The organism is Rhizobium sp. SL86 (assembly GCF_026672545.1).
Lineage (GTDB): Bacteria > Pseudomonadota > Alphaproteobacteria > Rhizobiales > Rhizobiaceae > Neorhizobium.
The window spans coordinates 1,742,741-1,757,166 of sequence record NZ_JAPPRJ010000001.1; the positions used below are offsets into that span (position 1 = coordinate 1,742,741).

Here is a 14,426-nt window from a genome sequence, read left to right on the forward strand (position 1 = left end):
ATATCTGTGCGGATGCTGGATCTCCTATCGCCCTACTGGCCGCACATCGTTTTCGTTCTGTCGGTCCTCATGGGCGCGACAGCTGCCATTCATGTCGCCATGACGAAGGAAGAGGTGCGCTCGGCCATCGGCTGGGTGGGCGTCATCCTGCTCTCTCCCATCGTCGGCGCGCTTCTTTATCTGATTGCCGGCATCAACCGCATTCGCCGGAAAGCGGTGTTCAATCAGCGCAACCTGAAGAACAAGGCGTTTGGTCCGCACGCGGCCTCCTTCGACGCGGGGAACGACCGGGTGGCGAGCGAATTCGGCCGCCGTTTTCTGGCGATGAAGACGCTGGGTGACCGGGTGTCGCGCTGGAGCATCACCTCCGGCAATCAGATCGATCTGCTGGATGGGGGAGATGCGACCTTCCGGGCGATGCTTGAGGCCATCACCACAGCTCAGCGCAGCATCCTGCTCGAAACCTATATCTTCGACCGCGATCGCATCGGCTGCCGGTTTGTCGAGGCGCTCTCCCAGGCCGTTCTTCGCGGTGTCGAGGTGCGCGTGCTGATCGATGCCGTGGGCGCCCGTTATTCGGTGCCGAGCGTACTCGGCATGCTGCGCGAGGGCGGTGTGACGGTCAATGTCTTCAACGGCAATGTCATCATGGGCCTCAGGCTGCCCTATGCCAATCTGAGAACCCACCGGAAGATCATGATCGTGGACGGGACGCTGGCCTTCACCGGCGGCATGAACATCCGCGAGGCTTTTTCCCGCGAGTTCGAAGGCGAGGCCTGTTCTATCGACACGCATTTCCGTCTGAAGGGGCCGCTGGTGGCCGATCTCTTTGCGGTGGCGGCCGAAGACTGGAATTTTGCCAGCGGCGAGCTTCTGGTCGGCGATGCCTGGCAGATCGAACCACCGGAAAGCCTGCCGGACGATCCGATGCTTGCCCGCATCGTGGCGTCCGGGCCGGACAAAAGCGTCGAGACCAACCACAAGATCCTGATGGGGGCGTTTTCGGTTGCCCGCTCGTCCATCCGGATCGTGTCGCCCTATTTCCTGCCGGACAGGGAGTTGATCAGCGCGCTGGCCACGGCGGCGCGGCGCGGGGTGGATGTGGATATCATCGTGCCGGCTTCGAACAACCTGACGCTGGTCGACCGGGCCATGACTGCCCAGTTCGATCAGATCCTGAAGGGCGGGTGCCGCATCTGGCGCGCGGATGGGCCCTTTAACCATTCGAAACTGATGGTGATCGACGGCCGCTGGACCTATATCGGCTCCTCCAACATGGACCCGCGGTCGCTCAGGCTGAACTTCGAGGTGGATGTCGAGGTGTTCGACATCGCCTTTGCCTCCATCGTCGAAAAGCGGATCTCGCAGGTGCTGGCGCTCGCCGATGAGGTAACGCTGCCGGCCCTTCGGGCGCGGCCTTTCCTGGTGCGGCTGTTCGAGCGGGTTCTGTGGCTCGGATCACCCTATCTCTGAGCTCTTTCTCTGGAAGCGGCCGACTGATGCGCTATACTCGCTGTATGGTTTCTGATCCGACCCGTCCTGCAATCCGGGGCAATAAGCCCAATCTTCCTGCAAGCATCCTGGCGTCCATACGCAACCGCAAACGGCGGGGTCTCGGCACCGAGGAGACGGGCGCGCGGGAGGATGGGGCCTTGCTGGTCGCCTCCTACAATGTCCACAAATGTGTCGGCGTCGACGGGCGCTTTGATCCCGACCGCATCGCCCAGGTGATCCGTGAGATGGCGCCGGATCTTCTGGCTTTGCAGGAGGCCGATACACGTTTCGGCGAACGGCGCGGTCTCCTGGATCTCGCCTGGATGGAGCGTGAGACAGGGCTGGTGCCGGTGCCGGTTTCCGGAGTTTCGAAGGCGCATGGCTGGCACGGCAATGTGCTGTTCATCCGCGAAGGGGTGGTGCGTGATGTGCATCAGCTGAAACTGCCCGGGCTCGAGCCGCGCGGCGCGCTGATGACGGAACTGGAACTGCGTGATGGTTCGCCGCTTCGGGTCATTGCTGCCCATCTCGGGCTTCTCAACCGGTCCCGCCAGCAGCAGGCGCGCATGATCCTCGATATTCTTGGCGGGCGGGAGGAGCAACCGACGCTCCTGATGGGTGATCTCAACGAGTGGCGCCTCGGCGACCGCTCGTCGCTGAACTCGCTTGGTGCGATCTTCCGCGGCATGCCGCCCGCCGTACCAAGTTTCCCATCGCGTCTGCCGGTGCTGGCGCTCGACCGGATCATGAGCAATCGACCGGGACTGGTGGGCGAGGTGAGAGCGCATGATAGCGCACTTGCACGCGTCGCCTCCGATCACCTGCCGATCAAGGCTCTTCTCAAGACGGCCGGCGACGTCGTTTCTCCCTGAAAGCGCTCCCGTGCGGGATCTCTTTTCTTCACGCCGCCAGCGCCACGCGGCGTTCGGGCAGCAGGCGGTCCACCGTCTCGCGTGCGATGGCCAGCGATGCCGTCAATCCCGGGCTTTCGATGCCGAACAGGTTCACGAGACCGGCAAGACCGTGCACGTCCGGCCCGTCGATGCGGAAATCGGCTGCCGGATCGTCCGGGCCGCAGATCTTCGGGCGAATTCCGGCGTAACCGGGAATGAGAGCATCTTCCGGCATCTCGGGCCAGTAGCGGCGTATCGCGTCGGTGAAACCCGCAACCCGGGCGGGATCAACGGTGTAACCGATCCGATCCACCCACTCGACATCCGGGCCGAAGCGGGCCTGTCCGCCGAGATCCATGGTCAGATGGACACCCAGACCATGGGCGTGCGGTGCCGGGTAGATGAGGTGCGAAAAGGGTGCGCGCCCGGCCAGCATGAAATAATTGCCCTTGGCATACCGGGTCTGCGGGACCTTTGCCTGCGCCAGAGGCTCGATGCTGGCCGCGACCTCGGACGCATGCAGTCCGCCGGCATTGACGAGCAGCGAGCAGGAGATGTCGAGCGGATCACTGCCACCGGCCGAAACGATGAAGCCATCCTCCGCATGACGGGCCGAGATCATTGGTGCACGAAAGGCGATTGCTCCACCCGCTTCCTCCAGATCGCCCCTCAGGGCCAGCATGTAGCCATGGCTGTCGATGATACCGGTGGAGGGGGACAGAAGGGCCGCCACACAGGAGAGGGCGGGCTCCAGCCGTCTTGCCTCGTCGCCGGAGATGAGCTGCAGGTCCGTGCAACCGTTTGCGCGGCCCTTCTGCTGCAGGTCCTCCAGCCGCGGGATTTCATCGGCTATTGTCGCAACGATCAGCTTGCCGCAACGCCGGTGCAGGACGCCGTGCTGCTCACAATAATCGTAAAGCTTGTTGCGCCCTTCGACACACAGTTTTGCCTTCAGGCTGCCGGACGGGTAATAGAGGCCTGCATGGATCACCTCGCTGTTGCGTGACGAGGTGCCGGTGCCGATGGCGCTGTCGGCCTCCAGAACCAGTACCGACTGCCCGGCCAGCGCCAGTTCGCGCGCGCAGGCAAGCCCGACAACGCCCGCGCCGACAACGATTGCATCAATATCGGCCATCCCTACCTCCCCGTCGGTCAGTGCGTTCTTGAGTGGTGCAAATCACGCCAATTCCTGCGGCGATTCAAGCTAAAATTGCAGAAGCCCGATTTGTTTCCGAAAAAGGGAGATTTGGTGCGCCGAATCGGTCGCTCAAGGCAGATCAAGGTGCCTTCAGATAGGTTTCCGCGATCTCGACCCACATGCCGACGCCGATCGGCAGGGCATCGTCGTTGAAATCGAAACGGGGATGGTGCAGCGGCGGATCGTTGTCGGTCCGGCCGGTGCCGAGGAGGAAATAGCTGCCGGGGCATTCCTTGAGCATGAAGGCGAAGTCCTCGCTTCCCATCGAAGGGCGAGCGAGATCGAAGACGTTGTCGCTGCCGACGACACGCCCTGCCACCTCGCGCACGAAGTCCGTCTCGGCCTTGTGGTTGATGGTCGGCTCATAGCCCCGCTCGTAGGAGATCGACACGCTCATGCCGTAGCTGGCGGCCTGGCCTTCGGCTACCTCGCGAATCCGCTTTTCCAGCGTATCGCGTACCGTCTGGTCGAAGGAGCGGACGGTCACTGCCATCTCCGCTCGCTCAGGGATGACGTTGCTCGCCTTGCCGGCGTTAAAGGCGCCGACGGTGATCACCGCCTGGTCCATGGCATGCAGGTTGCGCGAGACGATGGTTTGAAGTGCCATGATGATGCTGGCCCCACAGACGATCGGATCGCTGGCGTCCTGTGGTTCGGCGCCGTGCCCGCCGCGTCCGTTGATGGTGATCAGGCATTCGTCGGCGGCCGCCATCATCGCACCTTCTCGGACGGCGATCTTGCCGAACGGAATGCCGGGATCGTTGTGCAGGCCGAACACCGCATCGCATGGGAACTGCCGGAACAGTCCGTCGTCGATCATCAGTTTGGCGCCGGCAAAGTTCTCCTCCGCCGGCTGGAAGATCAGGTTCAGCGTGCCGTCGAAATTGCGGCGCTCCGCAAGGATGCGGGCGGCGCCGAGCAGGATGGCGGTATGTCCGTCATGGCCGCAGGCATGCATCAGGCCGGCATTCTGGCTTGCGTAGTCCAGGCCCGTTTCTTCCGCAATCGGCAGCGCGTCGATATCGGCGCGGATGCCGATCGATCGGCCGCTCGTTCCATTCTTCAGCGAGGCGACCAGTCCCGTCTTGCCAAAACCGCGCGTCACCTCGTAACCGAGGGCGTTCAGCTGCTCGGCCAGATAGTCCGATGTCTTGAATTCCGAGAGGCCAAGTTCAGGATTCTGATGCAGGAAACGTCGGGTGGCCACGAATTCCGGAATGTAGTTTGAGAACTGGATCGTCATGGGTTTTCCTGGATACCTGAGCGGGGCAAGTCATGCAGCGGCTTGCTTCCAGCCATAGCAGTTGGCCGGGGACGCGGCAAACCCGGATGTCGGTCTCCTGCTGGCGTTTACCCCGTCTGCCGCGGCGTTAAGCCTGCCGCAGAATCCCGCTTGAACGCGATTGATCTTGATGTCATGGAACCATCGGAACAGTGAGGACTTTACGGACGATGCCGTTCCTCAGGTCATACCGTTCCAAGAATCAAAACATCGTATTCTATATTCCAAATGGCTGAATATGTTCAGGTTTCATTCATGCCTGGAGGAATAGAGGCGAACGGTCATGGTTTTGGAGAAGCATGTGGACAGATCTGGCCCTCCCGTTCGTATTTCCGTCCGCTGCAGGCAGGCCCGTCCGCTGTCGCCTTGCGACGTGTGCTCGCGACCATTTTCCGCATGCCGTGTTTGATTTTGTCGACCGGTCCGTCCCCCACATCAGTGCCACTCATTCGTAGAAGCCGCCCCAATGTCTTTTCATAACACGCCTGCTGCGACCTCTCGTGAAACCGAAGGCAAGCAAATCGACCATAACGAGGCGATCAGAGCGACCTATTTTAATGCGGACGACCTGCGCAGCTGTGGTGAGGCCCTGGCGAGGGACGGTGCCCAGACGCTGCCCGGCCTGATGGCCTTCGGTTTCCACGATCGGCACAAGGAAAACGAAAAGGAAATCCTGCGCGTCTACCGGACGACCGCGAAGGACGTGGAAGCCGGCCAGACGATCACGCCGGCGGCCGAGTGGCTGCTCGACAACCACTACATCGTCGAAGAGGCGATCCAGGAAGTTCGCCGTGACTTCCCGAAGAAATTCTACCGGCAACTGCCGACGGTCACGATCGGCGGACAGGAAATGCCGCGGGTGCTGGCGCTGGCCTGGCTTTATGTGGCGCATACCCACAGCACGCTGAACCGCGACAACCTGACGGCGATGACCGAGGGTTTCCAGGTCCACCAGTCGCTGGAAATCGGCGAACTCTGGGCTCTGCCGTCCTTCCTGCGGTTTGTGCTGATCGAAAACCTGCGCCGCATCTCCATTCGCGTGGAAAAATCGCGCCGCATGCGCCAGCAGGCCAATGATGCGGCCGACGAGATCATCAAACTCAATGACGAGGCCGCCTCGGCCGAGATCCTGAAGCGGATCGAGCCGCTGACGGACGACAACACCTTCTCGACCCAGTTCCTTTACCGCCTGCGCAATGCCTCGCAATCGCCAAGCTTCGCGATCGCCTGGCTGGAGGCGCGGCTGGACGCTGCCGGCACCGACACCGAAGAAGTGATGATGGCGGAACAGAACCGCCTGTCCTCCGGCAATCTCACCATGGGCAACATCATCAAGAGCCTGCGTGAGATCGACGACACGGAATGGAGCGTCTGGTTCGAAGAGGTCTGCCTTGTCGACCAGGTTCTGCGCGAGCAGAGCGACTACAATGAACTCGATTTCGGATCGCGCAATTCCTACCGCAACCGCATCGAAAAGATCGCCCGTTATTGCGGCAAGAGCGAAATCGACGTGGCGCGCGCGGCGATCGCCTTGGCGCAGGAGGCCAAGAGCGCGCCGGAACCCGATCCGCACAAGGCCAATGTCGGTGCCTTCCTGACGGGCATGTATCTGACGGAACTGGAAAAGCGGGTTGGCTACACGCCGAACATCGCCCAGCGCACCATTCGCACCGTTCAGAAGATGAACTGGCTGGCGGTGGCCGTGCCCGTCCTGCTTCTGACCTTCCTGGCGCTCGCCATCGTCGGCGGTTTCCTGGCGAATGCCGGCATGAGCTGGCCGGTGATCCTGCTTTTCCTGCTGATGTTCTCCCTGCCGGCTTCGGAAGGTGCCACGGGTCTCTTCAACACGCTGGTCACCTATATCGTAAAGCCCGCCCGGCTTGTGGGCTATGAGTTCAAGAACGGCATCCCGGAAGATGCTCGCACCCTCGTCGTCGTCCCCTGCCTGATCACCAATCGCGACACGGTGGATGAGCTCGTCCGCAATATCGAGGTGCATTACCTCGCCAATCCGCGCGGCGAAATCTACTTTGCGCTCCTCAGCGACTGGAAGGACAGCACGCTCGAACAGACGGATGCCGATCTGGAAGTTCTCGAATATGCGCGGCGCGAAGTGGCGCTGCTCAGCGCCCGTTATGCCTATGACGGCAAGACCCGGTTTTACCTCCTGCACCGCCGCCGTCTGTTCAACCCGTCCGAAGGTGTCTGGATGGGCTGGGAGCGCAAGCGCGGCAAGCTGCACGAACTGAACCTGCTTTTGCGCGGCGACAAGGACACGACCTACATGCCGGGCGCCAATACGGTGCCGGAAAACGTGCAGTATGTGATGACGCTCGACGCCGATACGCGCTTGATGCGCGATGCGGTGACGAAGCTCGTCGGCAAGCTGCACCATCCGATCAACCGTCCGGTACACGATGTGAACAGCGGCCGGGTGATCAACGGTTACGGCCTCTTGCAGCCGCGCGTCACCCCTTCGCTGACGACCGGCAAGGACGCCTCTGTCTTCCAGCGCGTTTATTCGATCAGCCGCGGTATCGACCCTTACGTCTTCACCGTCTCCGACGTCTATCAGGACCTGACGGGCGAAGGCACGTTTACCGGCAAAGGTCTCTATCACGTTGATGCCTTCGAGACGGCCCTGCGCGGTCGTATCGAAGAAAACTCCGTTCTCAGCCACGACCTTCTGGAAGGTTCGTTCGCCCGCTGCGCGCTGGTGACCGACGTGGAACTGGTCGAAGACTTCCCGACGCGCTACGAGGTCGAAGTGTCGCGCCAGCATCGCTGGGCCCGCGGCGACTGGCAGCTTCTGCCCTATATCCTCGATCCGATGCGCGGCGTCACCGCGCTTGGCCGCTGGAAGATGGTCGACAACCTGCGCCGCTCGCTGACGCCGATCGCCTGGTTCTTCTCCTCCGTGCTCGGCTGGTATTTCATGGACCCGCTTGGTGCGCTGGTCTGGCAGATCCTGCTGATCTTCTCGCTGTTCGTGGCGCCGACGCTGTCGCTGATCACCGGCATCCTGCCGCGCTCCACCGACATCGTGCAGCGCGCGCATTTCTATTCGCTGTGGTCCGACGTGCGTTCGGCCAATGCGCAGGTTGCGCTCCGCATCGTCTTCATCGCCGACTCGGCCTTCATGATGCTCGATGCGATCGTCCGCTCGATCTATCGCCTGTTCGTCAGCCGCAAGCTTCTGCTGGAATGGCGCACCGCCGCCAGCATCCAGTCCTCGGCGCAGGGGAGCCCGCAGGATTATTATCGCTCCATGTGGCATGCGCCGGTTGCTGCCGTGCTCGGCCTGATGTTGGCCGCGCTGCCGGATGACAATGCCTTCCTCGTTGGCCTGCCCTTCGTGCTGTTGTGGGTCTTCTCGCCGATCGTTGCCTGGTATGTCAGCCAGTCGGCCGAAACCGAAGACCGGCTATTCGTGCCGGAGGCGGTCTCCGTCGAGCTTCGCAAGATTTCGCGTCGCACCTGGCGCTATTACGAAGCCTTCGTGACCGAGGACCAGCACTTCCTGCCGCCGGACAATTTTCAGGAAAAGCCGGAGCCGATTGTCGCCAAGCGCACCTCGCCGACCAATATCGGCGTCTACATCCTGTCCACCGTCTCGGCGCGGCATTTCGGCTGGATCAGCTTCCAGGAAACGCTCGACCGGCTGGATCAGACGATCTCGACCGTCGAGAAGATGGACAAATATCGCGGCCATCTGTTCAACTGGTACCATACGGATTCGCTGCTGACGCTCGGACCGCGTTATGTCTCGACCGTCGACAGTGGCAACCTGGCCGGCCATCTGATTGCAGTCTCGTCCGCCTGCCGCGAATGGGCGGAAGCGCCATCTGCGCATCTGCAGGCCAATCTTGATGGTATCGGCGATGTCGCCGGCATCCTGTCCGAGGCACTCTCGGAACTGCCCGACGACCGCAAGACGGTGCGTCCGCTGCGCCGCCGCCTGGAAGAACGCATCATCGGTTTCGGTAATGCGCTCGCCGCCGTCAAGCGCGAGCACGAATTCGCCTCCATCCGCATCATCAACCTTGCGGTGCTGGCGCGCGACATCCAGAAGCTGGCCGCCAACCTCGACCATGAGGTGAGCAGCCCCCAGAGCATGGAAGTGACACGCTGGTCGGAATCGCTGGTAGCCGCCTGCGAGGCGCATATCGCCGACAGCACCTTCGACATGACGAATATCGAGCCGCTGCGCCAGCGCCTGATCCAGTTGCGCGACCGTGCCCGCAATCTCGCCTTCTCGATGGACTTCACCTTCCTTTACCGGAAGGACCGCCGACTCCTCTCGATCGGCTACCGCGTCGAAAGCAACGATCTCGACGAGGCCTGCTACGACCTTCTGGCGTCGGAATGCCGCCTGACCAGCCTCTTTGCCATCGCCAAGGGCGATCTGCCGACTGAACACTGGTATCGCCTCGGCCGTCAGGTCGTGCCGATCGGTGCGCGGGGCGCGCTGATCTCCTGGTCGGGTTCGATGTTCGAATATCTGATGCCGCCGCTCGTCATGCAGGAGCGTCAGGGCGGCATTCTGAACCAGACAAACAACCTGATCGTCGAGGAGCAGATGAACCATGGCCGCCGTCTGAACATCCCCTGGGGGATTTCGGAAGCCGCCTTCAACGCCCGCGACCATAACCTGAACTACCAGTACACGAACTTCGGCGTGCCGACGCTGGGGCTGAAGCGTGGTCTTGGCCAGAACGCCGTCATCGCGCCCTATGCCTCGATCCTCGCCAGCCAGTACAAGCCGCTGGAAGCGCTCGAGAACCTGCAGAAGCTGCGCGCCGTGGGTGCGCTTGGCAAATACGGCTTCCATGATGCGGTCGACTTCACGCCGACCCGCGTTCCGGAAGGCAAGCGCTGTGCAGTGGTGTTCAACTATTATGCTCACCACCATGGCATGTCGATTGCGGCGATCGCCAACGTCGTCAACAACGGCAAGCTGCGCGAACTCTTCCATTCCGATCCGGTGGTGGAAGCCGCTGAACTGCTGCTGCAGGAAAAGGCGCCGCGCGAAGTGCCGGTGATGGGCTCGAAATACGAGCCGGAAACGCCCGGCAAGGGCCAGGCCGACCTGCTGCGTCCGGAAATCCGCACGATCCAGGACCCGGCCGGTCGCGACCGCGAAATGGTGTTCCTGTCGAACGGTCATTATTCGACCATGATGACGGCAACCGGCACGGGTTATTCGCGGTGGAACGGTCTTTCCGTCACCCGCTGGAAACCCGATCCGGTCGAAGACCGCTGGGGCAATTTCATCTTCCTGCGCGATACGGCAAGCGGCGAATGGTGGTCGACCACCGCGGAACCGCGCCGCATCGAGGGCGAGAAGGTCAAGACCGTCTTCAGTGACGAAAAGGCCGAGTTCCACAAGACGGTTGGCACGCTGGTGTCGAGCGTCGAATGCATCGTCGCCACCGAACATGATGCCGAAGGCCGCCGCCTGACGCTGCTCAATACCGGAACGGAAGACCGCTTCATCGAAGTGACCTCCTATCTGGAGCCGGTGATCGCCAACGAGGATGACGACAATGCGCATCCGGTCTTCTCGCGCATGTTCGTGCGCACCGAGATCGGCCGCCGCGGCGACGTGATCCGCGCCTGGCGCAACAAGCGCAATCCGAACGAACCGGCGATGCAGATTGCGCATCTTGCCGCCGACAATGCCGGGTCCTCGCGCCCGACCGAGTTCGAGACCGACCGTCGCCGCTTCCTCGGCCGCGGCCGCACGCTGGCAGAAGCTGCCGCCTTCGATCCGGATGCGACGCTCTCCGGCACCGACGGCTTCACGCTCGATCCGATCCTGTCTCTGCGCCGCGTCGTGCGCGTGCCGGCCGGCAAGAAGGTGAGCGTGATTTTCTGGACCATCGCGGCGCCGAGCCGCGAGGAACTGGACGTGGCGATCGAACGCTATCGCCACCCGGATTCCTTTGCGACGGAACTGACGCAAGCCTGGACGCGCGTCCAGGTGCAGATGCGCCATATCGGCATCAGCTCGCAGCAGGCCGCCGCCTTCCAGCATCTCGGCCGCTACCTGGTCTATCCGGACATGCATCTGCGGGCCGATGCGGCCACGGTCGAAGCCGGCCTTGCCTCGCAGCGCCAGCTCTGGGGCCTGTCGATCTCCGGCGACCTGCCGATCTTCACGCTGCGCATCAATGACGAAATGGACATGGAGGTCGTCAAGGAGGCCCTATCGGCGCAGGAATATCTGCGTTCGCGCGGCGTCATGGCCGATCTTGCCATCGTCAATGAAAAGCCTGCCTCCTATGCGCAGGACATGCAGCATGCGATCGACCAGATCAGCGAAAGCATCCGCAGGCTCGGCCAGACCGAAGGCCGGCAGCAGGTCTTTGCGCTGCGCCGTGACCTGATGGACGATGCCACCTGGGCGGCGCTTATCGCGGCCTCGCGTGTCGTCCTGCATGCCCGCAACGGCAAGATCGAAGACCAGGTGGCGCGTGCCGTTTCGCTCTTCTCCGCCCCGCGCGGCGTGGAAACCGAACTCGACCGTCGTGCGCTTCTCTCGGCCGCCGATTTCGGCCGTCCCGTCGAGACCGATGGTGGCGACCTGCAGTTCTGGAACGGTTATGGCGGCTTCTCCAAGGATGGCGACGAATATGTCGTGCGCCTGGCGGGTGGTGGCGCCACGCCGCATCCGTGGATCAACGTCATCTCGAACGAGATGTTCGGCTTCCATATTTCGGCGGAAGGCGCAGGTTTCACCTGGAGCCAGAACTCGCGCGATTATCAGCTGACGCCCTGGGCGAACGATCCGGTCGTCAACCGTCCGGGTGAGGCTTTCTACGTGACGGATCTGGAAACGGGGTCTGTTGCGACCCCGTTTGCGGCCCTGTCGCGCCGTCCCTCCGTCCAGTTCGAGACGCGTCATGGGCTCGGTTATTCCACCTTCACGGCGCAGGAGGACGGTCTTACCCTGACGCTGACTCAGACGGTGGATCGCACCCGACCGGTCAAGTTCTCCAAGCTGACGGTAAAGAACACCAGCGGCGAACCGCGTCGTTACCGTGTCTACGGCTATGCCGAATGGATTCTCGGCAACAACCCGCAACGCACGCAGGCCTTCATCCTCAGCAGCCGGGACGAGGCGACGGGCACGCTGTTTGCGGCGAACCCGTACAGCATCGATTACCATCGCACGGCCTTCTTCGGGCTCGACGGCGATGCATCGGGCTTCACCACCAGCCGGCGCGACTTCCTCGGTCGTTTCGGCACGATTGCCGCACCGACGGCGGTGATGAACCGCTCTGCGCTCAACGGCTCGCTGGAGCCGGATGGCGCGCCTTGTGCTGCCCTTGCCTATGACATCGAACTGTCGGCCGGCGAGGAGAAGGTCGTGACCTTCTTCATGGGTGATTGCGCGACGCGCGACGAAGCTGTGGCCCTGGCCGCCGAGGTGAAGGTTTCTTCCTTCCACGGTGTCTTGAAGACGACGAACGATTTCTGGCAGGAGTTCACCGGACGCCTGCAGATCTCGACGCCGGACAAGGCGATGGACCTGATGGTGAACCGCTGGCTGCCCTATCAGGCGCTCGGCTGCCGCATCATGTCGCGCACTGCCTTCTACCAGTCGTCGGGTGCTTATGGCTTCCGCGACCAGTTGCAGGATACGCTCGCTTTCCTGATCCATCAGCCGGATCTCGCCCGCCGCCAGATCGTCAATGCCGCCAGCCGCCAGTTCAAGGAAGGCGACGTGCAGCATTGGTGGCTTCCGGGCACCGGCGCGGGTGTGCGCACTTCTATCTCGGACGACGTGGTGTGGCTCGCATATGCGACGCACCAGTACATTGAGGCGACCGGCGACAGCGCGATCCTGAATGAGACGACGCCCTTCCTGCAGGGACCGATGCTGACCGCGGGCCAGCACGATGCCTTCTACAAACCGGAGATTTCCGACGAGCAGGCGTCGCTTTACGAACATGCGGCCCGCGCGCTCGATCTTGCGATCAAGCGAACCGGCTCCAACGGCCTGCCGCTGATCCTCGGCGGCGACTGGAACGACGGCATGAACCGTGTCGGCATCGGCGGGCGCGGCACGAGCGTCTGGCTCGGCTGGTTTCTGGCGGCAGCGCTGCGTCGCTTCCTGCCTTACGCGGAAGAACGGGCTGACCAGGCCCGTGTCGAACGCTGGACTGCGCATCTGGACTCGCTCAAGCATGCGCTGGAAACGGCGGGCTGGGACGGCACTTACTATCGTCGCGGCTACTTCGACGATGGCGGTCCGCTGGGTGCCAACGGCAACCTCGAATGCTCGATCGATTCGCTCGGCCAGTCTTGGAGCGTGCTCTCCGGCGAGGGTGATCCGGCCCGTCAGCAGCAGGCGATGAACGCCGTGATGGAGAAACTGGTGGACGAGAAGGATGGCCTCATCCGCCTCTTCACGCCGGCTTTTGCCACCACGCCGAAGGACCCGGGTTATATCAAGGCCTATCCGCCCGGCGTGCGCGAAAACGGCGGCCAGTATACCCATGCGGCGATCTGGGTGGTGCTGGCGCTTGCAGCGCTGAAGCGCGGCGACGATGCCTGGAAGGCCTTCAAGCTATTGAACCCGGTCAACCACGCGCTCGACCAGGCCTCGGCTGATCTCTACCGTGTCGAGCCTTACGTTGTTGCTGCCGACGTCTATGGCGTCGGGGACCTGACCGGCCGCGGCGGTTGGACCTGGTACACGGGCTCGGCCGGCTGGCTCTATCGCGCCGCCGTCGAAGGCATTCTCGGCATCCGCCGCGAAGGCAACCGCCTCTTCGTGCGTCCGGTCCTGCCGGCGGAATGGGACGGTTTCTCTGCCGAACTGACGCTGGACGACAAGACCTACAAGATCGCCGTGGCGATGACCGATGGCGAAGCGACAGTGACGGTCAACGGTTCTGCCGTTGCCGCCGACGAAGGGTTTGTGCTGGGCTGACGGTTCCGTAGCTCGATCTGAACGAAAATGGCCCGGCTGCAGGTGTGCAGCCGGGCCGTTCTGTTTGGATCGTTACCCGTTCAGGCCGGTTGAAACTCCAGTTGCATCGCGACACGGCGACCGGGGTCCAGCCCCTTCGCCGCTTCGGCCTTTAACAGCGCATCGAGCCTTTGCGAGCGGTCTGCCGCCCCCAGGATGGAAAAGCCGAGTGATGCGTAAAAGGCCGCATTAAAGGGCGCCAGGCGATCCGTCGTCAGCGTTGCGCCAAGCAGGCGGTGCTTTCGCGCCTCATCGAGGATCGCCAGCATCAGCCGGCGGCCGACGCCCTGTCTCTGCCATTGCGGATGAACGTCCATCTCGCCGATGTGCAGCCACCGCCCGGCATCATATCCGCCGACATAACCGACGGGCTCTCCATCGGAAGTGATGGCAGCAAGAAGAAAACCTGCGTCATGATAGGTTTGAAGCTCCTCGTCGCTGCTGGTCTGCAGCGGGCCATGCGCGGCGCCGGCCATTCTCAGCGTCTCGAAGGCGAAAAACTCGATCTGTTGAAGGGCGGGAGAATCCGCAGGCAATGCCGGCCGAATGTGGACGTGAAGCAGGTCTTTCGAGGGCATC

The 14,426-nt window shown here is 62.6% G+C and carries 6 protein-coding genes; 3 read left to right on the forward strand and 3 right to left on the reverse strand.

What is annotated here, in order from left to right:
* The first annotated feature begins 12 nt into the window (after nucleotides 1–12).
* Entirely contained in the window at nucleotides 13–1,473 is a 1,461-nt protein-coding gene (cls, locus tag OU993_RS08665; protein WP_268156220.1) for a cardiolipin synthase, read from the forward strand.
* Nucleotides 1,474–1,544: 71 nt separating this feature from the next.
* Nucleotides 1,545–2,366 (forward strand): endonuclease/exonuclease/phosphatase family protein, encoded by an 822-nt coding sequence (locus OU993_RS08670; RefSeq protein WP_268157601.1) that lies wholly within the window; start codon nucleotides 1,545–1,547, stop codon nucleotides 2,364–2,366.
* 28 nt (nucleotides 2,367–2,394) lie between these two features.
* On the opposite strand, the gene OU993_RS08675 is transcribed toward OU993_RS08670, so the two are convergent.
* Both OU993_RS08675 and OU993_RS08680 read right to left on the reverse strand, forming a co-directional pair.
* Complete coding sequence (locus OU993_RS08675; protein WP_268156221.1) at nucleotides 2,395–3,522, reverse strand: NAD(P)/FAD-dependent oxidoreductase; 1,128 nt, start codon at nucleotides 3,520–3,522, stop codon at nucleotides 2,395–2,397.
* A gap of 142 nt (nucleotides 3,523–3,664) precedes the next feature.
* Entirely contained in the window at nucleotides 3,665–4,828 is a 1,164-nt protein-coding gene (locus tag OU993_RS08680) for a M20 aminoacylase family protein (RefSeq protein ID WP_268156222.1), read from the reverse strand.
* Nucleotides 4,829–5,333: 505 nt separating this feature from the next.
* On the opposite strand from OU993_RS08680, the gene OU993_RS08685 reads away from it, so the two are divergent.
* Entirely contained in the window at nucleotides 5,334–13,808 is an 8,475-nt protein-coding gene (locus OU993_RS08685; RefSeq protein ID WP_268156224.1) for a GH36-type glycosyl hydrolase domain-containing protein, read from the forward strand.
* 80 nt (nucleotides 13,809–13,888) lie between these two features.
* Here OU993_RS08685 and OU993_RS08690 read toward each other — a convergent pair whose 3' ends face one another.
* Nucleotides 13,889–14,425: a GNAT family N-acetyltransferase gene (locus tag OU993_RS08690; RefSeq protein WP_268156225.1), complete on the reverse strand. Its 537-nt coding sequence runs from the start codon at nucleotides 14,423–14,425 to the stop codon at nucleotides 13,889–13,891.
* Nucleotide 14,426: the final 1 nt, after the last annotated feature.